Genomic DNA, 23,675 nt, shown 5'->3' on the forward strand with positions numbered 1-23,675 from the left:
CGCGGGAAATCGCGGCCTCACAGCATCAACGCCTGCGGCCCGTCGTTTCTTCCTGACAAGCAGGATCTTGCCAACACAATGGTGATTGGTGGACAAGGCTGCGCGTCGCTATATCAGCCACGGCATTGGAGTTTTTGGGAATGGCATTGGACATCGGCTATGTCAGCGCGGTCGGAGCGGGGGCGATCTCGTTCCTGTCGCCTTGCGTGCTGCCGCTGGTGCCGCCCTATCTCTGCTACATGGCCGGCATCTCGGTCGACGATTTCCGCGGCAATGCCGGCGTGACGGCAAGGCAAGGCACGCGGGGCGCGCTCATCTATTCCTCGATCGCCTTCGTGCTCGGCTTCTCGACCGTGTTCGTCGCGCTGGGCGCCGGCGCCTCGACCATCGGCCGGCTGCTGCGCGTCTGGCAGGAACCGCTGGCGATGGGTGCAGGCGTGCTCATCATCCTGATGGGCCTGAATTTCCTCGGCATTTTGCGTATCCCGCTGCTGTCGCGCGAGGCGCGCTTCCAGTCGCAGGGCAAGCCGGCAAGCCTGCTTGCTGCCTACGTCATGGGGCTGGCCTTCGCCTTCGGCTGGACGCCGTGCATCGGCCCGGTGCTGGGGCCGATCCTGACGCTGGCAGGTGGCCGGGAAACCGTGGGCGAGGGCGCGCTGCTGCTCGCCGCCTATTCGCTTGGGCTCGGCATACCATTCCTGATCGCCGCGCTGTTCTCCGGCGCCTTCATGCGCTTCCTAGGCAAATTCCGCGTCCATCTCGGCCGCGTCGAAAAGGCCATCGGCGCATTACTGGTGGTCGCCGGCGTGTTCTTTCTCACCGGCGGCGTGCAGACCGTGTCGTACTGGCTGCTGGAGAATTTCCCGCTGCTGGGGCGGCTGGGATAGATGTTGGGCGGATGAGCGCCGCTTGCGCCCGGCAATGAACGAGCTGCTCCACGATCTCACCGGAATTTAACCGCATTGGTGCAGCATGGCGCCACTGCTAGCATGTTCTGATTCCCAACCCTTTTCATATGGTTGTCCATTCATGAGCCAGAGATCCTGCCTGTCCGTCATCCTCGCCGCCGGCGAAGGCACGCGTATGAAGAGTGCGCTGCCGAAGGTTCTGCACCAGATCGCAGGCCTGCCGATGGTCGCTCATGTGGTGAAGGCGGCGGAAGCCGCCGGCGCCGGTAGCCAGGCGCTGGTGATCGGCCATGGGGCGGAGGAAATGCGCAAGGCGGCTGCAAAGTTCGCGCCGAAGGCGGAGAGCTTCGTGCAGGAAAAGCGCCTCGGCACCGCGCATGCGGTATTGGCCGCGCGCGAAGCGATATCAAAAGGTTACGACGATATCCTGGTGATGTTCGGCGATACGCCGCTGATCGACGCGGACGCGCTCACCGTGGCGCGGCTGAAACTGGCGGAAGGCGCCGCCGTCGTGGTGATAGGCTTCCGCCCGCCCAGTCCGACCGGTTATGGCAGGCTCATCGAAACAGGCGGCAAGCTCACCGCCATCCGTGAGGAAAAAGACTGCTCCGCGGAGGAGAAAAAAATCGGCTTCTGCAATGCCGGCATGATGGCCGTGGCCGGCAGCCAAGCATTGAAGCTGCTCGATGCGGTCGGCAACAACAATGCCAAGGACGAGTATTACCTGACCGACATCGTCGAGATCGCCAGCGCCAGGGGACTCGACGTCGTCGCCACCGAAGCCAGCTTCGAAAGTGCGCTCGGCATCAACAACCGCGCCGAACTGGCCCAGGCCGAAAGCATCTGGCAGGCGCGGCGACGGCGCGAGGCGATGCTGTCGGGCGTGACGCTGATCGCGCCGGAGACCGTGTATTTCTCGCACGACACCCAAATTGGCGCCGACACGATCGTCGAGCCCAATGTCTGGTTCGGTCCGGGCGTGAAAATCGCCACCGGCGCCAGGATCCATGGCTTCAGCCATATCGAAGGCGCCACTATCGCCGCGAATTGCGATGTCGGGCCGTTCGCGCGGCTGCGGCCGGGTGCGGATCTCAGGACCAAGGCAAAAGTCGGCAATTTCTGCGAGGTCAAGCAGGCCGTCATCGAGGAGGGCGCCAAGGTCAACCACTTGACCTATATCGGCGATGCCCGCATCGGTGCGGGCGCCAATATCGGCGCCGGCACCATCACCTGCAACTATGATGGTTATTCGAAGTTCTTCACCGATATCGGCGAGGGCGCTTTCATCGGGTCGAACTCCTCGCTTGTGGCGCCGGTCACGATCGGCAAGGGCGGCTACGTCGCCTCGGGCAGTGTGATCACCGAAAGCGTGCCCGACGATGCGCTCGCCTTCGGCCGCGCCCGTCAGAAGACCATCCCCGGCAAGGGCAAGGAGGTGCGCGAGCGCTTTGCTTCGGCCGCGGCCGCGAAGAAGAAGGCGGCCGGCGCGGACCACTAGCGCTCAGCCGGCGGGTTCGCGTCTTTGCCGATCGAAAACCCGAACGATTGCAGTAACCGGATTGCAAGAGCGCTCTGTCATGGTGCAGAAGCGTTCGTTATACGCAACGAAATGCAAAGTGACTTTCGCGGCAGGCCGGCCATCCCTAAGTAAGCGCTGGTTTTCCATGGGGAATCGGGGACTGTCTGCATGTGCGGTATCGTTGGAATCATCGGCCACTCGCAGGTTGCGCCGCTCATCGTCGATGCGCTGAAGCGGCTCGAATATCGCGGCTATGACTCGGCCGGTGTCGCCACCATCGAGCACGGCCAGCTTGCCCGCCGGCGCGCCGAGGGCAAGCTGATCAACCTCGAGCGCCGGCTCAAGGACGAGCCGTTGGACGGCACGATCGGCATCGGCCACACGCGCTGGGCCACGCATGGCGTGCCCAACGAGACCAATGCGCATCCGCATTTTTCCGATGGCGTCGCCATCGTCCACAACGGCATCATCGAGAATTTCGCCGAACTGCGCGACGAGTTGATCGGCGACGGCTATTCTTTCTCGTCGCAGACCGACACCGAGGTCGTCGCCCATCTGGTGGCGCGGGAACTCGCCAAAGGTCTGAAGCCGGTCGAGGCCGCGCACCAGGCCCTGAAGCGGCTGGAAGGCGCCTTCGCGCTGGCCATCATGTTCAAGGGCGACGACAACCTTATCGTCGGCGCGCGCAATGGCCCGCCTTTGGCCGTCGGCCATGGTGATGGTGAGATGTTCCTCGGATCGGATGCGATCGCGCTCGCCCCGTTCACCAATTCGATCACCTATCTCGAAGACGGCGATTGGGCCGTGGTGCGCCGCGACAGCGTCGCCATTTTCGATATCGACGGCCGACAGGTCGAGCGCAAGCGCCAGCAGTCGCTGTCGACCAGCTTCATGGTCGACAAGGGCAACCGGCGCCATTTCATGGAAAAGGAAATCCATGAACAGCCCGAGGTGATCTCGCACACGCTGGCGCACTACGTGGATTTCGTCGGCGGCGTCTCGAAGCCTCTCGATCTGCCGTTCGATTTCGCGAAGATCAACCGGCTGGCGATCTCGGCCTGCGGCACCGCCTATCTCGCCGGACTGATCGGCAAATACTGGTTCGAGCGCTACGCGCGGCTGCCGGTCGACATCGATGTCGCCTCGGAATTCCGCTATCGCGAGATGCCGCTGTCGGCGAACGATGCCGCCTTCTTCATCTCGCAATCGGGCGAGACCGCCGATACGCTGGCCTCGCTGCGCTATTGCCGCAAGGCTGGCATGAAGATCGGCGCCGTCGTCAATGTTCGGGAATCGACCATGGCGCGCGAATCCGACGTCGTGCTGCCGACGCTCGCCGGTCCGGAGATCGGCGTCGCGTCGACCAAGGCCTTCACGTGCCAGCTTTCGGTGCTGGCGTCGCTCGCCGTGCGCGCCGGGGTGGCGCGCGGCACGATCTCGAAGGAGCAAGAGAGAATATTGGTCCGCGAGCTTTCCGAAGCGCCGCGCTATGCCAACCAGGTGCTCAAGCTCGAAGAGCAGATCGAACGGATCGCGCGGGAAGTGTCGCGCTACTCCGATGTGCTTTATCTCGGCCGCGACACCAATTTTCCGCTGGCCATGGAAGGCGCGCTGAAGCTCAAGGAAATCTCCTATATCCACGCCGAGGGCTATGCCGCGGGCGAGTTGAAGCATGGGCCGATCGCGCTGATCGACGAGAACATGCCCGTCATCGTTATCGCGCCGCACGACCGCATCTTCGAAAAGACCGTGTCCAACATGCAGGAAGTGGCGGCGCGCGGCGGCAAGATCATCCTGATCACCGACAGCAAGGGCGCGGCACAGGTAAGCGTGAAGACGATGGAGACGATCGTGCTGCCGGACGTGCCGGAAATCATCTCGCCGATCGTCTACGCGCTGCCGATCCAGATGCTCGCCTATTTCGCCGCGGTGTTCATGGGCACCGACGTCGACCAGCCGCGTAATCTGGCGAAATCGGTGACGGTGGAATAGGCGCCGACAAATCTCGTTTCGGGGCCAGCCGCGGCAAAAAAGCATCGCTCAGTGATACATCTTGCTTGCGTCCGTCCTGTATCAATGTATGATACAGGCGAGGGGTGGGCGTTGATCGTTTCGTTCAAAGGCAAGGCGGTGCAAGCGGTCGCCGAGGGCAGGGCGCCGAAAGGCTTTCCGCCCGATCTCGTCGTCCGCGGCGAGCGCCGCCTCCGTGCAATCGAAAATGCCATGCAACTGAATGATCTTCGATCGCCGCCCGGAAATCATTTAGAAGCTCTGAAAGGAGGCCGCGTCGGGCAGCATTCAATTCGCATCAACGACCAGTGGCGTATCTGCTTCAGATGGACCGCTGCTGGCGCTGAAGATGTGGAGATCGTCGATTATCATTGAGTGGGCACTTGCCCTGAATCGTTGAGGACCCTGAACTATGCTCAAGTTCGCACGTCCAGTTCATCCTGGAGAATTCCTACGGGAAGAGTATCTCGTTCCGCTTGGCATGAGTGCCGGTGCGCTGGCGAAAAAACTCAATCTGCCGCGCACCCGTATTGAACGCATTGCCAAGGAGGAGATCGGTTTGACCCCTGATACCGCCCTTCGCCTTGCCAGGTTTTTCAATACTACGCCCGAGTTTTGGATGAATTTTCAGCAAGCTTACGAGCTTGAGACCGAGGCGAGGAAATTGGCATCGGAACTCGAAAAGATCGAACCACTAGAAGCGGCGGCATAGTTGGGTTTTAAAAACTTCGCAGTTCCAAACGGTCTCGCTGTTCACTAATCTGCGCTGCAACCCGCGCTCCGGTGAACCATGTCCGATGCTCCGAAGACCTCAGGCATGACCCGGCTGAGGAACTATTTCCTCACAGGTTTCGTCGTCTGCGCGCCGCTGGCGATCACCGCCTATATCGCCTGGTCGTTCATCGGCTGGGTCGATTCCTGGGTAAAACCCTATATTCCGGCACGCTACAGCCCCGACACCTACCTGTCGTTCCCGGTGCCCGGCTTCGGGCTGATCGTCGCCCTGATCCTGACCACGCTGATCGGCTTCCTGACCGCCAACATCGTTGGCCGCGCCATCGTCAATTTCGGCGAACGGCTGCTTGGCCGCATGCCGTTGGTGCGCGGCATCTATGGTTCGCTGAAGCAGATTTTCGAGACCGTGCTGTCGAACAAGGGCGACATGTTCCGGCAGGTCGGGCTGGTCGAATATCCGCGCAAGGGCGTCTGGTCGCTGGTCTTCGTCGCCAGCGAGAAGGAGACCGAGATCAATCAGAAGCTCGATCAGGAAGGCGATCCGCTGATCGCCGTGTTCATGCCTTGCACGCCGAACCCGACCACCGGATTCCTGATGTATGTGCCGAGGTCCGACATCGTGCTGCTCGACATGACGATCGAGGACGGCGCCAAGCTGATCGTCTCGGCCGGACTGGTTGCGCCCGAGGTGAAGGCGAAATTGGTGATGCTGAACGGCGAACCGATCAACGGAACCGTGGCCAATCCGCCGCTAGGGCCTCATCCGGCACGCAGGAGCCGCACCGCTTCGTCGCGGCCGAACAAATAGAGCAGCAGGCGCAACGCCTCGCCCCGATCGGATTGGAGTTCGGGGTCGCCGGACAGGATCAGCCTCGCATCGTCGCGGGCCGCCTCCAGGAGATCGGCATGCGCCTCGATGCGCGCCACCTGGAAACCCGGCGTGCCGGACTGGCGGGTGCCCAGCAACTCGCCTTCGCCGCGCAGCTTCAGGTCTTCCTCGGCGATCAAGAAACCGTCCTCGGTCTCGCGCATCACCGAAAGCCGGCGTTTTGCGGTCTCGCCGAGCGGGTCTTTATAGAGCAATACGCAAGATGATGGCTTGTCGCCGCGTCCGACACGGCCGCGCAACTGGTGCAGTTGGGCCAGGCCGAACCGCTCGGCATGTTCGATGACCATGACGGTGGCATCGGGCACGTCGACGCCGACCTCGATCACGGTGGTGGCGATCAGGATGCGCGTGTCGCCTTGCTTGAAGGCGCGCATTGCCTCGTCTTTCTCGGCACCCTTCATGCGGCCGTGGACGAGACCGATGCGGTCGCCGAACAACGGCTTCAGCGAGGCGTAACGGTCCTCGGCCGACATAAGCTTGATCTCTTCGGATTCCTCGACAAGCGGACAGATCCAGTAGATCTTCTGGCCGCCGGCGACGGCTTCGACCATGCGGCCGACGAGTTCGTCCAGCCGTTCGAGCGGCAGCGTGACGGTGCGGATCGGCTGGCGGCCGGCCGGCTTTTCCGTCAGCTTGGAAACATCCATGTCGCCGAACGCGGTCAGCACCAGCGTGCGCGGGATGGGGGTTGCCGTCATCACCAGCATGTCGGGCGCGTCGCCCTTGGCGGTGATGGCAAGCCGCTGATGGACGCCGAAGCGATGCTGCTCGTCGATGACGGCCAGGACGAGGTCGTGGAAGGTCACCGTCTCCTGGAACAGCGCGTGGGTGCCGACGACGATGTCGATCCCGCCGCTCGCCAGGCCGGCCAGCGTGTCGGCGCGTTCGCGGCCTTTTTCGCGGCCGGTCAGGATGGCGATGCGCAGCCCGGCCTTGGCGGCCAACGGCGCGATCGTCGCCAGATGCTGGCGCGCCAGGATTTCGGTCGGCGCCATCAAGGCTGCCTGGCCGCCGGCCTCGACCGCGCGCGCCATGGCGAGCAGGGCGACGACCGTCTTGCCGGAGCCGACATCACCCTGGAGCAGCCGCAGCATACGTTCGGGATCGGCAAGGTCGGCGTTGATCTCGGAGAGCGCGAATTCCTGGCTTGCGGTCAGCGAATAGGGGAGTGCGGCGCTCAATTTCTCGACGACGCTGCCGTCGCCGACCAGGGGACGGCCGGACAGGCGGCGGATCTTTGCCCTGACCAGCGCCAGCGAGACCTGGCCAGCGAGCAATTCGTCATAGGCGAGGCGTCGCCAGGCAGCACCGTCGACGGCGACATCGAGCGGGTCGGCCGGGTTGTGGATGCGGGCGAGCGCGTCGCCAAAGGCCGGAAAGCTCTGCCGCCGCATGAAGGCGCCATCCTGCCATTCCGGCAATATGGGCAAGCGCGCGAGCGCCTGACCGATTGCCCGGCGCAGCACCTTGCCCGACAGCCCGGCGGTGAGCGGGTAGACCGGTTCGACCAGCGGCAGGTTCTCGGCTTCGCTGGCGAGCGCGATATGGTCGGGGTGGACCATGGTCGGGCGGCCGTTGAACCATTCCATGCGGCCCGAGACCACGACATGCTCGCCCACAGGCATCGCCTTTTCAAGATAGGCGGCATGGGCATGGAAGAAGGTCAGCGCGATCTCGCCTGTGTCGTCATGGGCGTAGACCCGGTAAGGCACCGACCTGTTGCCGCGCGGCGGCGGCTGATGGCGGTCGATGCGCACATCGAGCGTGACGATCTGGCCTTCGGCCGAACCGGCAATACCCGGACGGCTGCGGCGGTCGATGACGGTGTGCGGAAGCACGAACAAAAGATCGCCGGCGCGCGCGGCGCGATCGCCGAGATCGGCCGCTACGACCTTCTCGATCAGCGCGCCGACCTTTGGCCCCACGCCGGCAAGCGAGGTAATCGGGACAAACAATGGATCGAGGATGGAAGGGCGCATGATGTCAGCTTATGTTGCGACGGCCGCAGCGCAAGGCTGACAGCCCCTTCTATCCACGCTATATGCGCCGCAGCAAGCGAGGATGCGGCACGATGACGGGAACGAAACGATCAAGCGAGGGGCTCGACGCCCACCGCCGCAAGCTTTTGTTCCGGTCCTGGCATCGCGGCATGCGCGAGATGGATCTGATCCTCGGCAGCTTCGCCGATGCCGAGATCGGCGCCTTGACCGACGACGAAATCGACCAATATGAGAGGCTCCTCGACGTTCCCGACACCGAATTCCTGCCGCTGATTACCGGCGAACGTCCAGTTCCGGCGGATATCGATTGTGCCGTCCTGCAAAAAATCCTGGCATCCCGCCGGACCATGACTTTCTGAACACACAAGCAATTCCAGGAAAAGTGCGAAGCGGTTTTCCCGTCCGGAATTGCGACAAACAAGACAGTGATTTGATGAGTCTCATTCCCACCATTGGCCTGCCGAAAGGCCGTGCCGGCCAGTTCATCGTCGACGGTGTCGCCGACGGCTATGAAGCATTCGCCCTGGTGCAGGCGGCGCATGAGATCGCGCCCGGCAAGCCGGTGCTGTTCGTGGCGCGGGATGGCCAGCGCCTGCCGGCGATCATCGAGGCACTGTCCTTCGCTGCACCCGGCCTGCCGGTGCTGGAACTGCCGGCCTGGGACTGTCTGCCCTACGATCGCGTCTCTCCTGGTTCGGACGCCGCCGCCAAACGCCTCGATGCATTGTCCGCCATGATCGCGCTGGCGAGGAAGCCGCACCGTGCCGTCATCCTCACCACCGCCAATGCGCTGCTGCAGCGCATTCCGCCGGCGGACCTTGTCGAAGCGCAGACCTTTCATGCCAGCCCGGGCAACCAGATCGACATGAACGCGCTCGTGTCACGGCTGGAGACGTCCGGCTTCGAACGGGTGCCGACGGTGCGCGGCATCGGCGAGTTTGCGGTGCGCGGGGGCATCCTCGACCTGTTCGCCCCCGGCTGGACCGAGGCGCTGAGGCTCGATTTCTTCGGCGACACGCTGGAATCGATTCGCGTCTTCGATGCCGCCACCCAGCGCACCACCGGCCAGCGCAAGTCGATGGCGCTGCAGGCGATGAGCGAGGTGGCCCTGACGCCCGAGACCATCAGCCGCTTCCGCCGCGCCTATATCGAGGCGTTCGGTGCGCCCTCGCGCGACGACGGGCTCTACGCGGCGGTCAGCGAAGGGCGGCGCTTCGCCGGCATGGAACACTGGCTGCCGTTCTTCTACGAGCGGCTGGAAACGGTGTTCGATTATCTGCCGGACACGCCTGTCGTGTTCGATCATCTGGCGCATGAGGCGCTGGCCGAACGCCATACGCTGATCCTCGATCACTACGAGGCCCGCAAGAAGCAGGCCGACAGCGCTTTGAAGGATGCGGTGCCCTACAAGCCGGTGCCGCCGGACCTGCTTTACCTCTCGCCGGAAAACCTCATCGCTTCGCTCGGGCCGCGCGAAGCGATCGATTTCTCGGCCTTCGACGCCCCTGATGCCGGCGCGAAGAAAGTCTACCATGCCGGCTCGCGTCATGGCCGCAGCTTCGTCGAGGAGCGCGCCGACCCGAACGTCAATGTCTTCGATGCCGTCGTCAAGCACATCGCTGACGAGCGCGCCGCGGGCCGGCGCGTCATCATTGCCGGCTGGACCGAAGGCTCGCTCGACCGGCTTGGGCAGATCCTGGCCGAGCATCATCTCGGCAATCTCAAGCAGGTCGACACGCTGGCTGAGGCGGAAAAGCTCGAGCCGGGGCAGGCGGCTCTTGCGGTGCTGCCGCTCGAATCCGGCTTCGAGACCGAAAAACTGGCCGTCGTCGCCGAACAGGACATTTTGGGCGATCGGCTGATCCGGCGCTCGAAGCGCAAGAAGCGGCCTTCCGACTTCATCGCCGAAGCCTCGGCGCTGTCGGCCGGCGACATCGTCGTCCACGCCGACCATGGCATCGGCCGCTTCATCGGCCTGCGCACCATCGAAGCGGTCGGCGCGCCGCATGATTGCCTCGAAATCCATTACGCCGGAGACGACCGGCTGTTCCTGCCGGTCGAAAACATCGAGCTACTGTCGCGCTATGGCTCGGAATCGGCCGAAGCGACGCTCGACAAACTCGGCGGCGGGGCCTGGCAATCGCGCAAGGCGCGGCTGAAGAAACGCCTGCTCGACATGGCCGGGCAGTTGATCCGCATCGCCGCCGAACGGCAGATGCGCGCCGCACCCGCGCTGGTGCCGGCGGAAGGCCTCTATGGCGAGTTCGCCGCTCGTTTTCCCTATGAGGAAACCGACGACCAGCAGACGGCGATCGATTCGGTTCGAGACGACCTTGGCGCCGGCAAGCCGATGGACCGGCTGATCTGCGGCGACGTCGGCTTCGGCAAGACCGAAGTGGCGCTGCGCGCCGCCTTCATCGCGGCGATGGAAGGTTTTCAGGTCGCGGTGGTGGTGCCCACAACGCTGTTGTCGCGCCAGCATTTCAAAACGTTTTCGCAGCGCTTTTCCGGCCTGCCGATCCGTATTGCCCAGGCGTCGCGGCTGGTCGGCGCCAAGGAGCTGGCGGAAACCAAGAAGGGCATCGCCGAGGGGCAGGTCGACATCGTCATCGGCACGCATGCGCTGCTCGGATCCTCGATCTCGTTCAAGAGCCTTGGCTTGCTGATCATCGATGAGGAGCAGCACTTTGGCGTCAAGCACAAGGAACGGCTGAAGGACCTGAAATCCGATGTGCATGTGCTGACGCTGTCGGCGACGCCGATCCCGCGCACGCTGCAACTGGCGCTGACGGGGGTGCGCGAACTGTCGCTGATCGCCACGCCGCCGGTCGACCGCATGGCGGTGCGCACCTTCATTTCGCCTTTCGATCCGCTGGTGATCCGCGAAACGCTGCTTCGGGAGCGCTATCGCGGCGGCCACTCCTTCTACGTCGTGCCGCGCATCAGCGATCTCGCCGAAATACAAGATTTCCTGAGAGAATCCGTGCCCGAGCTGAAGGTGGCGGTGGCCCATGGTCAGATGCCGCCGGGCGAACTCGACGACATCATGAACGCCTTTTACGACGGCCAGTATGACGTGCTTTTGTCGACGACCATCGTCGAATCCGGTCTCGATATCCCGACCGCCAACACGCTGATCATCCATCGTGCCGATATGTTCGGCCTGTCGCAGCTCTACCAGCTGCGCGGCCGCGTCGGACGCTCGAAGGTGCGCGCCTATGCGCTGTTCACGCTGCCGGCCAACCGCAAGCTGACCGACACCGCCGAGCGCCGGCTGAAGGTGCTGCAATCGCTCGACACGCTGGGTGCAGGCTTCCAGCTTGCCAGCCACGATCTCGATATACGTGGCGCCGGCAATCTTCTGGGCGAAGAACAGTCCGGCCATATCAAGGAGGTCGGCTTCGAGCTCTATCAGCAGATGCTGGAAGAAGCCGTGGCCGAGGTGAAGGATTCCCGCGATGTCCAGGATGGCGGCTGGTCGCCGCAGATCGCCGTCGGCACGGCGGTTATGATCCCGGAAAGCTATGTGCCGGATCTGCAGCTCAGGCTGGCGCTCTATCGCCGGCTTGGCGACCTTGAAACCACCGAGGAGATCGACGCCTTCGGCGCCGAATTGATCGACCGTTTCGGTCCGCTGCCGGATGAAGTGAAATATCTCCTGAAGATCGTTTTCATCAAGGCGCTGTGCCGCAAGGCCAATGTCGAGAAGCTCGACGCTGGGCCGAAAGGGGTCGTCATCCACTTCCGCAAGCGCGAGTTCTCCAACCCGGTCGGACTGGTAAAGTTCATCGGCGAGCAGGGTTCGCTGGCCAAGATCAGGCCGGACCAGAGCGTCGTTTTCGCCCGCGACTGGCCGACTGCCGAAAAGCGGCTGGCCGGGTCCGCGGTCGTGATGACGCAGCTGGCGCGGCTGGTGGCGGCCTAGAAAAGGCATCATCCAGCTGCTTCGTGACCGAGCAGCCGCCAGATCGAGCAGCCGCCATTCGCCACGCGGCCAAATCCGGTCTAGAATAGGAAATCGGCTTCGTGTATGGAGCCGCGATCCCCATATGGGGCCGGTTGGCGGGCGATGGCGCCCGCCTGTTTGTTTGACGCAATTCCGGACGGAAACCGTTTCACACTATTTCCTGGGATTGCTCGGAAAGAGCGTTGGGTGCAGCGATGACGAAGTGGTCGCCGAATTCGTGGAGAGCAAAGCCGATCAAGCAGGTTCCTGCCTATCCGGACCTTGCCGCGCTCAAGAATACGGAAGCCCAGCTTGCAACGTTTCCGCCGCTGGTTTTTGCAGGCGAGGCGCGCAAGCTGAAAAAGCAGCTGGCAAGCGTTGCCGCCGGCGACGCATTCCTGCTCCAAGGCGGCGATTGCGCCGAGAGTTTTGCCGAGCATGGCGCGGATAATATCCGCGACTTCTTCCGCGTCTTCCTGCAGATGTCGGTGGTACTGACTTTCGCCGGCTCGCAGCCTGTGGTGAAGGTCGGCCGCGTCGCCGGCCAGTTCGCCAAGCCGCGTTCGTCCGACAACGAGACCAAGGGCGAGGTGACGCTGCCCAGCTACCGCGGCGACATCATCAACGGCATCGAGTTCGATGCCAAATCGCGAATCCCCGATCCCGCCCGCCAGGAAATGGCGTACCGCCAGTCGGCGGCGACGCTCAACCTGTTGCGCGCCTTCGCGCAGGGCGGCTATGCCAGCCTGGAGAACGTACATAGCTGGATGCTCGGCTTCGTGTCCGACAGCCCGCAGGGCGAGAAATACGAGTCGCTTGCCAACCGCATCACCGAGACGATGGACTTCATGAAGGCCGTCGGCATCACCTCGGAAACCAACTATGCACTGCGCGAGACCGATTTCTACACCAGCCACGAGGCATTGCTGCTCGGCTATGAGGAGGCGCTGACCCGCGTCGATTCAACCTCCGGCGATTGGTATGCGACTTCGGGCCACATGATCTGGATCGGCGACCGCACGCGCCAGCCGGACCACGCCCATGTCGAATATTGTCGCGGCATCAAGAATCCGCTCGGCCTGAAATGCGGTCCGTCGCTGACGCCGGACGGGCTGCTGGAATTGATCGACCTGCTCAACCCGGAGAACGAGCCGGGCCGGCTGACGCTGATCGCGCGTTTCGGCTCCGACAAGGTCGCCGACTATCTGCCGAAGCTGGTGCGCGCGGTGCAAAAGGAAGGTCGCAGCGTCGTCTGGTCGTCGGACCCGATGCACGGCAACACGATCGAGGCCGCCGGCTACAAGACGCGGCCGTTCGACCGCATCCTGAAGGAGGTGCAGACCTTCTTCGAGGTGCATCGCGCCGAAGGCACGCATCCGGGCGGCATCCATGTCGAGATGACCGGCAAGAACGTCACCGAATGCACCGGTGGCGCGCGCGCCATCACGGCCGAGGAGTTGCAGGACCGCTACCACACCCATTGCGACCCGCGCCTCAATGCCGACCAGGCGATCGAACTGGCTTTCCTGGTGTCGGATCTGCTGAAGAAGAGCCACCCGGTGCAGCACAAGCAGGTCGTGAACGGTTAAGCTTGATTTCGGTCTGAACTGTTGATGGAAAAAGCGCTGGAGAAATCCGGCGCTTTTCTTTTTGGACTGGATCAGTGCCCGCGTTCCCACCGCAGGCTGGCGAGACGAGGATCTGAAAAAGCCGTTCTCGAAAACTCGAAGCGCTTTTGCGGGAATTCGCAGATCGCCTGAACGCCGAAGGCGCCGAGGCGGATGCGCCAGGTCTGCGGCTCCATCGGCCTCGCCTTGGCAAAGCCCTTGCACGTCAAAAGCGCGACGTTGGCGCCCTTCAGATCGCGCGCCGATGGGTAGCGGATCGCTTCCAGCCTGGCCTCGCGGGCGGTGTCGGCAATCGCCTGGCAGGCCGCATAGTCGGTCGGATGTGTCCATGCCGCCGCGTCGCGATCGAGCGGCGGGCGGGTCAGGTCAATCACCCTGGCGCATTTGATCGCCGCGGCAAAGGCCGTGTAGTCGGCGGCGTCGCGCGGCCAGGGCGTTTGCGGCGACTCGGCAAAGAACAGCAAACGGTAGAAGGCCATTTCCGCCACGGCGGTGAATATGGTTTCGGCCGCATAGTAGACACCCAAGGTCCTGCCGGCGCGGCGGAAGCGCGAACCATGCGGATAGATCGAGCCGTAGCGGAAAGGCGTGGCCAGGAGATAATGGAGATGGCGGCATTCCTGCGGAATCTGCGGCTTGGTTTCCTCGATCAACTCTTCGAGGAGAGCCTGCTCGTCGAGCGTGTCGACGAGTTTCAGGGTCGAGACCTGGTGCTGCGCCTCGACCATGCGCCAGTATTTGCCGTCGATATGGCAGGCTTCAGATGAGAGCGCGTCGGGAGTCCAGGTAGGCAATGACATCGACAAGCCCGGTAATGGTGAGGATTTTTTCGAGCGGGGCGGCATCGAACGCCGTGTTGGCGTTCTTCAGCCATGACCGCGCGACAGCCGCGTCGCCGCCGACAATGGCGTCGAGCGAGCGGAACAACCTGACGAACAGCACCGCGAGTTCGAATGGCTTGGTGCCGCGCTCAAGCAGAAATTCTTCCCTGCGCATGCGCGAAACCGTGGCTTCCGAGACGCCGATCACGGAAGCCAGCACCCTTGCGGTAACGTCCAGCAGATCGGCGGCGCGCAGCATTGCCTTGGTCAGAACCACATTTTCGGCTGAACTGGCAGCGGTTTGGGGTCGCATAGCGGATGTCTTCCCGTTTCCACAGAAAATATAAGCTCAAGAATTTCATATAGAAAGGGTCGGCCGCAAAAATCTGGATGTGATGGCGGCCAGGAGTAGGACTAATCCTTCTTGTAGAGCAGCCAGCTCTTGCCGGCGCGTCCGGCCATCGTCGAATGCTTGGTCACGCGGTTGCGCCCGCTGAGTTTCGAACGGTAGAGCGCCCGGTCGGCTTTGCTGTAGAGGTCTTCCGGCCCCTCGGCCTCGGATGCCATGCAGATGCCCATCGAGACGGTAACGGTGCCGTAATTCGTGCCGGTCTGGCTGCTGGTGAATGGCGTCTGTTCGATCAGGGCGCGAATTCGGTCCGCGACGTCATAGGTGGCATCCTCGCTGGCGCCCTCGATGATCAGCGCGAACTCCTCGCCGCCAGTGCGCGCGACGAACATGTCGCCGCGAATGCTGGTCTGGAAAATGTCGGCGATGATCTGGAGGATCTTGTCGCCGACCGGATGGCCGTACCTGTCATTTATGTCCTTGAAACGATCGATATCGGCAAGGATGAGGGCGTTGAACAGGATGCCCTTGTTGCTGGTGTAGATCCTGGTGATTTCCTTGTCGAAGGCGCGCCGGTTCCAGATATGGGTCAACGGGTCGGTGTCGGCCAGCCGCTTGTATTCCTCGAGCTTCGACTTGACGCTCTCGAGTTCGGCCGTCTTGTCGCTGAGCGTCAAGGCGACCTGCCGGCCATGATCGATCGTCGAATTGGTGGCAGTTGCCATGGCATTCGCGATCTTCTGGAGAAGGTCCTGGGAAAGAAGGCTGCGGCTGCTGAGGCCGCTCGACGTCTCATCGAGAAGCCTGCCGTATTTCTCAATGTGGCTGCGTTCGCTCCTCAACAGCGAAGCGATGTCCTCGAGTTCCTTGGCGATGACCTCCCTGGCATGCTCGACGATGCCGGGGCCATGGTTCTGGGCAAAGAAGGTACGGCCGATCTGGTCCAGCTCGTCCTGCGTCGGCCGGCTGCTCAGCGACACGACGGCCAGACTGAGTTCGCGATTGGAGCCGTTCAAGGCCTCGTAGAAGATCTCGTAATTGCGCGGCAGGCCGAGTACGCCCAACTGGCGCATCGTCGCGAGGACGGTGGTGGCGATATCCGTGCTTCTTTCAGTCTGGGCTATCATCGGCTGCATGTTCTGCTACTTCCCCCTGGACATCGCCGTGGACTGGCGGACATCCATTGTCGCCGACCCGGGGGACGCTATTTCATTGCAATACCTCGCGCAGGCGTGTCCCCACCCGTGACCTTCGCGTGGCATAACATAAATGCGGTAGCGCTAAAGTTTCCTTAATTCGCGTAGTCCCACCGGTTTTCTCAGCCTGCCTCGGTGGAGGCTTAACCTGTGCACCAATAAATCCAAGACAATGCCGGTCCGCCGGCCCGCGTTCGAAACCCGCGCGTTACGATGTTCCAAAAATGCCGAATTTCGAATTCGCCACGCAAATGGATGTCGCATTTGCTTGCTTGTGGTTGCCTCAAAGCTGGAATTCTGGCGGAGTTTCGTCCAAGGAGGAGTTGAAATGCGTGACAGTCACGAGGGGTCTTGCTTGTGCGGAGCGGTCCGCTTCAGAGCGCACGGGCCGCTGCGCGGTGTCGTCTATTGCCATTGCTCGCAGTGCAGGAAGCAGAGCGGACACTTCTATGCCGCGACCAATGTCGCCGATGCCGACATCGTGGTCGAAGGCACCGAAAGCATCACCTGGTACGAGGCGTCTTCCTTCGCAAGGCGCGGTTTCTGCAAGAACTGCGGGTCGCTGCTGTTCTGGAAACCTCGCGACGCATACATTTCGGTTCTGGCGGGATCGTTCGATGAGCCGACGGACCTTCGGGGCGAATGCCATATTTTCGTCGGCGACAAGGGCGACTATTACGCCATCGATGACGGACTGCCGCAATTCGAAAAGTCGACACCGTCGATCAAGGTCCTGCCGGACGAATGAATTTTGGGCGAGCAGCCTTATTCCATTGATCGGGTCATTGCTTTATCCCGTGCCGGTGATTCGGAAAGGGGTTTGGGCATGCAGCGGCTGATCCACGCGTATTTCAACTCGCTGCGGGCGTTTCGCAAGCTGGCCGTCAGCGAAAGGGCCTTCCAGCAGGAGCTCATGCTGCTTGTGCTCGCCCTGCCGCTCGGCTGGTTCGTTTCGATCTCGTGGCGCGGTTATGCCTTGCTGATCGGCGCGGTGCTGCTGCTGATCATGGTCGAAGTGCTGAACACCGGGATCGAGGCGGCGTGCGATGCCTTCAGCCGGGAGTTCAACGTCGACATCCAGTTGGCCAAGGATTGCGGTTCGCTGGCGGTGCTGATTTCGGTCGTCATCGTTGCCGGGGTCTGGGGCATCGCCATCATCGAGCGGATCGCAGGGGTGCCGATCTAAGTCTTGGCGGCTTGTCCACGGCGTGATGAGCAGGATCGTCACTATTCCTTGCCGCGCTCCTTTTTGGCGATGTGGTGGGCGAAAAGCCAGGCAAGCACGGCTACCGCAAGACCGATACCCAGCCCGATCAGCAGCCGTTCATGGCGGACCAGCGCCTGGCCGACGAGATGCTCGGCGCCTAGCCCGAAAACATAGCCGATAGTGCTGAACAGCACCGCCCAGACCGCCGATGAAATGGCGTTGAGGAGGATGAAGCGCGGTACTGCTATGGTTGAAAGTCCTGCCGCGACACCGCCGACCAGGCGCATGCCGTAGACATAACGGTTCGACAGCACGAAGATGTTGGGGTGGGTGTTGAGCAAGCGGTAGGCGCGGCGGAAACCCGGCCGTTTGCGCAACCTGACGACGTAGCGATGGTCGGCGAATCTTCTGCCGAGGATGAAGAAGGATGTGTCGCCGATGAAGGCGCCGAGGGCGGCGGCGACATAGGCATGCCAGAGGACGAAAACATGCTGGTGGGCGAAGAAGCCGCCGAGAATGGCGGCACTTTCACCTTCGGCGACACAGCCTAGAAAGACGGCGATCAACCCATATTGGTCGACGAAATCGTGGACAAGCCCAGTCATCAAGACGACTGCTGTTCCGGCAGCCGCCGGTCGAGCTTCTCGACCAGCGCCGCCAGTCGCACGATCTCGTCGCGCATGCCGATGATCTGGCCATGGCGCAGTTCGTCGAGCTTTTCATGCAGCGCCATGATCTCGATCTCGGCCTTCAAATTGACCTCGTAATCGTGGGCGGCGTCGATGCGGTCGCGCTCGGTCTGGCGGTTCTGCGCCATCATGATCACCGGCGCCTGCAAGGCGGCGACCATCGACAGTACGAGGTTCAGGAAGATGAACGGGTAGGGGTCGAAGGCATCGCGCGACAGGAGCCAGACATTGCCTGATGTCCACAGGACTAGAAAGGCGATGAAGGTGAGGATGAAGGACCAGGAGCCGCCGACGCGGGCGATCGTATCGGCAAGCCGGTCGCCAAAGGTCTGGTGGAAGGCGACGGCCTTGTTGGTGTCCCTGGAGATCGTGGTGCGCTCGAGTGTCGATTGCAGCACCCGGTTTTCGAGCTGACTGAGGCCGTCCGGCCGTCGCTTGAGCCAGCGGTTCGCCAGGTCGTCGATCGTCTTGTTCATGGCCGTCTCCAGGGTCTTGGCTGGCGATAGAGGTAGAGGCTGCCGGGTCGCGCGGGAAGTGCTACATTGTGGCGAAGAGCGAGGACTGATGGCCGACTTCCAGAAAATTCGCCTGCGCGCGGCAAAACGCAAGGGCGGCGAAGCGGAACTTGCGTCGCTGCTGGGGCCGGTGCCCGACAATGCGGCCGTTGCCGACATCGCGGATAACCGCATTCTCTCGACGATGGCCGAGCGTGTGTTCGCCGCCGGTTTCGTCTGGCGCGTCATCGAACAGAAATGGCCCGGCTTCGAGGAGGCGTTCCTCCATTTCGAGCCGAAGCGGCTCTTGTTCCAGCCTGACGATTTCTGGCACGACCTGACGGCGGACCAACGCATCGTGCGCAATCCGCAGAAGATCAAATCGGTTCGTGAAAACGCTGCTTTTGTCGTGCGCGTATCCAGGGAACATGGCGGTTTTGGCAATTTCCTCGCGGAATGGCCTGATGACGACCAGGTCGGGCTGATGGCGTATCTCGGCAAGCATGGCAGCCGGCTCGGCGGCAACACTGGCCAGTATTTCCTGCGCTGGCTGGGCTGGGATGCCTTCGTCATTTCGGCCGACATGGCGGCCGCGCTTCGCGACGCGGGGCTCGATATCGCGGAAAACCCGACATCGAAGAAGGACCTCGGCAAGATCCAGGTCCAGATCAACCAATGGGCGGCCGAGACAGGTCTGCCGCGCCGGCATGTCTCGCGCATCCTGGCGATGTCGATCGGCGACAACCATTCTCCGCAAGCGTTGCGAGAATATATGGGCGAGGACTGATTCCAGGCTCCGAGGCACGATCAACATCCGGTCCGACACGATCTATCGATCGGTCGGGGGTGGTCCAAACGAACGCCATTGCGGGGCGAATTTTGCCGCGCTAAGTCAGCAGGCATGACCCAGAAGCCCGACCTCCTGCGCATCGCCGTCGCCCAGCTCAATCCCACGGTCGGTGATGTCGCCGGCAACCTCGCCAAAGCCCGTGAGGCGAGGGCGGATGCTGCCCGGCAGGGCGCCGACCTCGTGCTCTATACCGAGCTTTTCCTCGCCGGCTATCCGCCGGAGGATCTGGTGCTGAAGCCGGCGTTCCTGAAGGCCTGCGAAAAGGCGGCACAGGACTTTGCCGCCGATACCGCCGATGGCGGTCCGGGCGTCATCATCGGCACGCCGCTGAAGCGCAACAGCGGCACGCACAATTCGATCATCTTCGCCGATGGCGGCAAGATCATCGCCGAACGCTACAAGCTCGACCTGCCGAACTATGGCGAATTCGACGAGAAGCGCGTCTTCCAGGCCGGGCCCGAGATCCAGGGGCCGGTCAATTTCCGTGGCGTGCGGATCGGAATCCCGATCTGCGAGGACATCTGGGGCGATATCGGCATCTGCGAGACGCTGGCCGAGAGCGGGGCGGAAATTCTGCTGGTGCCGAATGGCTCGCCTTACTACCGGGCCAAGATCGATGTCCGCCACCAGGTGGTCATACGACAGGTCATCGAATGCGGGCTGCCGATCATCTACGCCAACCAGCTTGGCGGCCAGGACGAGTTGATCTTCGACGGCGCGTCGTTTGCCATAGGTTCCGACAAGACGCTCGCCTTCCAGATGAGCCAGTTCGAGGAAGCTGTCGACGTCACCACCTGGAAGCGAAAAGATGATGGCTGGGCCTGCTCGGAAGGGCCGATGTCCAAAATCCCGGAGAGGGAAGAGGCCGACTATCGCGCCTGCATGCTGGGTTTGCGCGACTACGTCAACAAGAACGGCTTCAAGAACGTCGTTCTCGGCCTCTCCGGTGGCATCGATTCGGCGATCTGCGCGGCGCTTGCCGTCGATGCGCTCGGCGAGGAGCGGCTGCGCGCGGTGATGATGCCGTATCGCTATACCTCGAAGGATTCGCTCAAGGACGCCGAGGACTGCGCCCGTGCGCTCGGCTGTCGTTACGACATCGTGCCGATCTTCGAGCCGGTCGAGGGCTTTCTGCACACCTTGACGCAGCTTTTCGAGGGCACCGAGGAAGGCATCACTGAGGAAAACCTGCAAAGCCGCGCACGCGGCACGATCCTGATGGCGATCTCCAACAAGTTCGGCTCGATGGTCGTGACGACCGGCAACAAGAGCGAGATGTCGGTCGGCTACGCCACGCTCTATGGCGACATGAATGGCGGTTTCAATCCGATAAAAGACCTCTACAAGATGCAGGTCTACGCATTGTCGCGCTGGCGCAATTCGCATGTGCCGCCGGGCGCGCTCGGGCCTTCGGGCGAGGTGATTCCGAGCAACATCATCGACAAGGCGCCGTCGGCGGAGCTACGCGAGAACCAGACCGACCAGGACTCGCTGCCGCCCTATCCGGTGCTGGACGATATCCTCGAGTGCCTGGTCGAGAACGAGATGGGCGTCGACGACATCGTCGCGCGCGGCCATGACCGGGCGACGGTGACACGCATCGAGCATCTGCTCTACATCGCCGAATACAAACGCCGGCAGGCCGCACCCGGCGTGAAGATCACCAAAAAGAACTTCGGCCGCGACCGCCGCTATCCCATCACCAACCGTTTCAGGGATCGCGGCTAGACCGCCGGATCCCGGCTGGAAGCCTGCGCCATGTGACCCGGGCGAGGGAGTAGCCATGCTCGATTGTGAGATCACTTTCGACCTGTCGCGGATCGATTTCCGCGCGACCTCCGACCTGTTGATGGCGAGCTACTGGGGCGCCGGACGCAACGATGAGATGCATCGCCGTGCCTTTGCCAATTCGCTGTGCGCCGCCGCTTTTGTCGACGGCAAGCAGGTCGGTTTCGGCAGGGCGATTTCCGACCGAACGGTGTTCGCCTATCTCGCCGACATCATCATCTGGCCGGAATATCGCGGGCAAGGCATTGGCTCGCGACTGGTGCAGGCTCTTCTCGATCATCCCGACCTCGGCACCGTCTCGCACTGGAGCCTTTCGACCAGCGATGCGCACGGGGTTTACGAGAAGCTTGGCTTCAAGCCGTCGACCGACGGCCGGTACATGCGCCTCGATCGCATTCCGCAATAAGGCACGCGGCAGTGACTTGCACCGACGTTGTTGCAAAATAACCTCAGTGCTTGGACCAGATACACTTTTGGCGTGAGCTCGTCTTGGCGTTGCATCTGAGCGTCTCTATAAGAACCATTCCGCAATTCATTTGCGGGAGGTCTGAATGGCAGTATTTCAAATGCGAGGCCGCAAAGCCTAAGTCTCTACCGGCGCTGGACGGGGATCTATTTTCCGTGCCGAAACCGGATCGAGCGCAGGCTCATGCCGATGCCGGTCGCCGCCCGACCACGGGCGAGTCGCCAAATATGCCACTCCGCATTCTGGGCAATCATTAGCCCGTTGAGGGGCGTCTTCAATCTTCGACCTTACTGGGATCGGGCTCGTTTGCGCCCGAAATGACATCATGGCTCGTTTTAAGATCGATTTGCGCGCGAGCGCCTTTCGCAGCGTTCTTGGCTTTACGCTCACTCATTGGCAACGCCAGCCCTGGCGACTTTCGCTCATCATGGGTGGTTTCCTGCTGTCGACGCTGGCCGACGTTCTGACGCCGCTCTATTCCGGCCGGCTGGTCGACGCCGTGGCCAGCAGCGCCGGCGCGGACGCGATTGCCTGGAATGCCGCGATGACGGCGTTTTCAATGCTGATGGCGCTCGCCCTGACCGGCGTCGCACTGCGCAACCTCGCCTTCATGGCGATCGTCGAACTGACGCTGAAGATGATGGCCGACATCGCCGCCGATTCCTTCCATCGCGTCCAGCGCTTTTCCACGGACTGGCATGCCAACAGCTTTGCCGGCTCGACGGTGCGCAAGGTGACGCGCGGCATGTGGGCGCTCGACCTGCTCAACGACACCATCCTCATCGCTCTGCTGCCGTCGGTCGTCATGCTCATCGGTTCGACGCTGCTGCTCGGCTGGTTCTGGCCGCTAATGGGTGCCGTGGTTGCAGCCGGTTCCTTGCTGTTCATCATGGTGACGACGATGCTGTCGCTTGGCTATGTCGCGCCGGCGGCACGGCTCGCCAACACCTGGGACACGCGCCTCGGCGGCTCGCTGGCCGACGCGGTGAGTTGCAATGCCGTTGTCAAAGGGTTTGGCGCCGAGGAGCGCGAGGAGCAACACCTCGCCAGGATCGTCGCCAAATGGCGTGCGCGAACGCGGCGCACCTGGGTGCGCGGCACCATCAACGGCACCACGCAAGGGGCGCTGCTGCTGGTCATGAGAGCGGCGGTCATCGGCCTGGCGCTGATGCTGTGGTCGTGGGGGCAGGCAAGCGCGGGCGATGTCGCTTTCGTTCTGACCTCGTTCTTCGTTTTGCAGGGTTATCTCAGGGATATCGGCACGCATATCCGCAATTTGCAGCGCTCGATCAACGACATGGAGGAACTGGTCGATTTCCAGGCCGAACCGCTCGGGATCGAGGACCGGCCTGGCGCCAAGCCGATCCGGATCACGCAAGGGCGCATCGGCTTCGACCATGTCACCTTTCACTACGGCAGTCACCGATCGCCGCTCTATCGTGACTTTTCGGTCGATATCGCGCCGGGTGAACGTGTCGGCCTCGTCGGCCATTCGGGTTCGGGCAAGACAACCTTCGTCAAGCTCATCCAGCGGCTCTATGACGTGAATGCGGGAAAAATCCGGATCGACGGTCAGGACATCTCGCAGGTGGCGCAGGCGTCGCTGCGCGGGCAGATTGCCATCGTCCAGCAGGAGCCGATCCTGTTCCACCGGTCGCTGGCCGAAAACATCGCCTATGCCCGGCCGGCGGCGACGCAGGATGAGATCGAGCATGCAGCAAGGCTGGCGAGCGCGCACGACTTCATCACCAATCTGCCGAAAGGGTACGGCACGCTGGTCGGCGAGCGGGGCGTGAAACTGTCGGGCGGCGAGCGGCAGCGCGTGGCGATCGCACGCGCTTTCCTGGCCGATGCGCGCATCCTGATCCTGGACGAGGCGACTTCGAGCCTCGATTCGGAATCGGAGGTGCTGATCCAGCAGGCAATGGAGCGGCTGATGGTCGGCCGCACGACGCTGGTCATCGCGCACCGGCTTTCGACGGTGCGGGCGCTCGACAGGCTGCTGGTCTTCGATCGCGGCAAGATCGTCGAGGAAGGCTCGCATGACGAGCTGATCCGGCTGAAGGGCGGCATCTACCGCCGGCTGTTCGAACGCCAGGCGTTGGAGCTGACCAAGGGCTTGGTGACCTGACCCGGGAGTGTTGCAGGGCCGCGTCCGGCGGGGCGCGGCCTGCATTCCC

21 protein-coding genes are annotated in these 23,675 nt (G+C 62.6%); 15 read left to right on the forward strand and 6 right to left on the reverse strand.

All coding sequences use genetic code 11. The features are described from left to right. Positions 1 to 140 precede the first annotated feature (140 nt). The 6 genes from NKJ26_RS00075 to NKJ26_RS00100 all read left to right on the forward strand — a co-directional run bounded on the left by NKJ26_RS00075 (position 141) and on the right by NKJ26_RS00100 (position 5,980). Positions 141 to 887, forward strand: a complete 747-nt coding sequence (locus NKJ26_RS00075) for a cytochrome c biogenesis CcdA family protein (RefSeq protein ID WP_352692798.1) — start codon at positions 141 to 143, stop codon at positions 885 to 887. Positions 888 to 1,029: 142 nt separating this feature from the next. Further along, positions 1,030 to 2,406, forward strand: a complete 1,377-nt coding sequence (gene glmU, locus NKJ26_RS00080) for a bifunctional UDP-N-acetylglucosamine diphosphorylase/glucosamine-1-phosphate N-acetyltransferase GlmU (protein WP_352692800.1) — start codon at positions 1,030 to 1,032, stop codon at positions 2,404 to 2,406. A 189-nt stretch (positions 2,407 to 2,595) separates the two neighbouring features. After that, positions 2,596 to 4,419 carry a glutamine--fructose-6-phosphate transaminase (isomerizing) gene (glmS, locus tag NKJ26_RS00085; RefSeq protein ID WP_352692802.1) on the forward strand — a complete coding sequence of 608 codons (1,824 nt, stop codon included), beginning with the start codon at positions 2,596 to 2,598 and terminating at the stop codon, positions 4,417 to 4,419. Between the two features lie 111 nt (positions 4,420 to 4,530). Beyond that, positions 4,531 to 4,812, forward strand: coding sequence for a type II toxin-antitoxin system RelE/ParE family toxin (locus tag NKJ26_RS00090; RefSeq protein WP_352692804.1), 282 nt, complete (start codon positions 4,531 to 4,533; stop codon positions 4,810 to 4,812). 37 nt (positions 4,813 to 4,849) lie between these two features. Next, positions 4,850 to 5,149 (forward strand): HigA family addiction module antitoxin, encoded by a 300-nt coding sequence (locus tag NKJ26_RS00095; protein WP_352599121.1) that lies wholly within the window; start codon positions 4,850 to 4,852, stop codon positions 5,147 to 5,149. A gap of 78 nt (positions 5,150 to 5,227) precedes the next feature. After that, the gene (locus NKJ26_RS00100) at positions 5,228 to 5,980 is read left to right on the forward strand and encodes a DUF502 domain-containing protein (protein ID WP_352692806.1); all 753 of its coding nucleotides are present in this window, start codon (positions 5,228 to 5,230) and stop codon (positions 5,978 to 5,980) included. Here NKJ26_RS00100 and recG read toward each other — a convergent pair. Next, positions 5,932 to 8,040 (reverse strand): ATP-dependent DNA helicase RecG, encoded by a 2,109-nt coding sequence (gene recG / locus NKJ26_RS00105; protein ID WP_352692807.1) that lies wholly within the window; start codon positions 8,038 to 8,040, stop codon positions 5,932 to 5,934. The two genes, NKJ26_RS00100 and recG, sit on opposite strands and share 49 nt — an antisense overlap. Before the next feature lie 92 nt (positions 8,041 to 8,132). On the opposite strand from recG, the gene NKJ26_RS00110 reads away from it, so the two are divergent. The 3 genes from NKJ26_RS00110 (at position 8,133) to NKJ26_RS00120 (ending at position 13,596) form a co-directional block, all read left to right on the forward strand. Beyond that, on the forward strand, positions 8,133 to 8,420 hold the full coding sequence (locus tag NKJ26_RS00110) for a succinate dehydrogenase assembly factor 2 (RefSeq protein WP_352692809.1): 288 nt from the start codon (positions 8,133 to 8,135) through the stop codon (positions 8,418 to 8,420). Positions 8,421 to 8,494: 74 nt separating this feature from the next. After that, positions 8,495 to 11,986, forward strand: a complete 3,492-nt coding sequence (mfd, locus tag NKJ26_RS00115) for a transcription-repair coupling factor (RefSeq protein WP_352692811.1) — start codon at positions 8,495 to 8,497, stop codon at positions 11,984 to 11,986. A 236-nt stretch (positions 11,987 to 12,222) separates the two neighbouring features. Further along, on the forward strand, positions 12,223 to 13,596 hold the full coding sequence (locus NKJ26_RS00120; RefSeq protein ID WP_352599131.1) for a class II 3-deoxy-7-phosphoheptulonate synthase: 1,374 nt from the start codon (positions 12,223 to 12,225) through the stop codon (positions 13,594 to 13,596). A gap of 71 nt (positions 13,597 to 13,667) precedes the next feature. Here NKJ26_RS00120 and NKJ26_RS00125 read toward each other — a convergent pair whose 3' ends face one another. The 3 genes from NKJ26_RS00125 to NKJ26_RS00135 all read right to left on the reverse strand — a co-directional run bounded on the left by NKJ26_RS00125 (position 13,668) and on the right by NKJ26_RS00135 (position 15,941). Further along, positions 13,668 to 14,435, reverse strand: a complete 768-nt coding sequence (locus tag NKJ26_RS00125) for an RES family NAD+ phosphorylase (protein WP_352692813.1) — start codon at positions 14,433 to 14,435, stop codon at positions 13,668 to 13,670. Continuing rightward, positions 14,395 to 14,769 carry an MbcA/ParS/Xre antitoxin family protein gene (locus NKJ26_RS00130; RefSeq protein ID WP_352692815.1) on the reverse strand — a complete coding sequence of 125 codons (375 nt, stop codon included), beginning with the start codon at positions 14,767 to 14,769 and terminating at the stop codon, positions 14,395 to 14,397. Before NKJ26_RS00130 ends, NKJ26_RS00125 begins: the two co-directional genes overlap by 41 nt. A 101-nt stretch (positions 14,770 to 14,870) precedes the next feature. Next, positions 14,871 to 15,941 carry a GGDEF domain-containing protein gene (locus NKJ26_RS00135; protein ID WP_352599138.1) on the reverse strand — a complete coding sequence of 357 codons (1,071 nt, stop codon included), beginning with the start codon at positions 15,939 to 15,941 and terminating at the stop codon, positions 14,871 to 14,873. Between the two features lie 388 nt (positions 15,942 to 16,329). Here NKJ26_RS00135 and NKJ26_RS00140 point away from each other — a divergent pair, with 388 nt between their 5' ends. Both NKJ26_RS00140 and NKJ26_RS00145 read left to right on the forward strand, forming a co-directional pair. Next, positions 16,330 to 16,749: a GFA family protein gene (locus NKJ26_RS00140; protein WP_352692817.1), complete on the forward strand. Its 420-nt coding sequence runs from the start codon at positions 16,330 to 16,332 to the stop codon at positions 16,747 to 16,749. A gap of 78 nt (positions 16,750 to 16,827) precedes the next feature. Beyond that, positions 16,828 to 17,187, forward strand: a complete 360-nt coding sequence (locus NKJ26_RS00145) for a diacylglycerol kinase (RefSeq protein ID WP_352599365.1) — start codon at positions 16,828 to 16,830, stop codon at positions 17,185 to 17,187. A gap of 41 nt (positions 17,188 to 17,228) precedes the next feature. On the opposite strand, the gene NKJ26_RS00150 is transcribed toward NKJ26_RS00145, so the two are convergent. Next, complete coding sequence (locus NKJ26_RS00150; RefSeq protein ID WP_352692819.1) at positions 17,229 to 17,813, reverse strand: DedA family protein; 585 nt, start codon at positions 17,811 to 17,813, stop codon at positions 17,229 to 17,231. After that, positions 17,813 to 18,373: a DUF1003 domain-containing protein gene (locus tag NKJ26_RS00155; protein WP_352692821.1), complete on the reverse strand. Its 561-nt coding sequence runs from the start codon at positions 18,371 to 18,373 to the stop codon at positions 17,813 to 17,815. The genes NKJ26_RS00150 and NKJ26_RS00155 overlap by 1 nt, the downstream gene beginning before the upstream one ends. 88 nt (positions 18,374 to 18,461) lie before the next feature. Between NKJ26_RS00155 and NKJ26_RS00160 the strand changes: the two genes are divergently transcribed. The 4 genes from NKJ26_RS00160 to NKJ26_RS00175 all read left to right on the forward strand — a co-directional run bounded on the left by NKJ26_RS00160 (position 18,462) and on the right by NKJ26_RS00175 (position 23,626). Beyond that, positions 18,462 to 19,178 carry a DNA-3-methyladenine glycosylase I gene (locus NKJ26_RS00160; RefSeq protein ID WP_352692823.1) on the forward strand — a complete coding sequence of 239 codons (717 nt, stop codon included), beginning with the start codon at positions 18,462 to 18,464 and terminating at the stop codon, positions 19,176 to 19,178. Positions 19,179 to 19,292: 114 nt separating this feature from the next. Continuing rightward, positions 19,293 to 20,969 carry an NAD+ synthase gene (locus NKJ26_RS00165; protein ID WP_352692825.1) on the forward strand — a complete coding sequence of 559 codons (1,677 nt, stop codon included), beginning with the start codon at positions 19,293 to 19,295 and terminating at the stop codon, positions 20,967 to 20,969. A 55-nt stretch (positions 20,970 to 21,024) separates the two neighbouring features. Then, positions 21,025 to 21,435 carry a GNAT family N-acetyltransferase gene (locus NKJ26_RS00170; RefSeq protein ID WP_352692827.1) on the forward strand — a complete coding sequence of 137 codons (411 nt, stop codon included), beginning with the start codon at positions 21,025 to 21,027 and terminating at the stop codon, positions 21,433 to 21,435. Between the two features lie 385 nt (positions 21,436 to 21,820). Continuing rightward, on the forward strand, positions 21,821 to 23,626 hold the full coding sequence (locus NKJ26_RS00175; RefSeq protein ID WP_352692829.1) for an ABC transporter ATP-binding protein: 1,806 nt from the start codon (positions 21,821 to 21,823) through the stop codon (positions 23,624 to 23,626). Positions 23,627 to 23,675: the final 49 nt, after the last annotated feature.

The organism is Mesorhizobium sp. M0152 (assembly GCF_040322415.1).
In the GTDB taxonomy this organism is placed as follows: Bacteria; Pseudomonadota; Alphaproteobacteria; order Rhizobiales; family Rhizobiaceae; genus Mesorhizobium.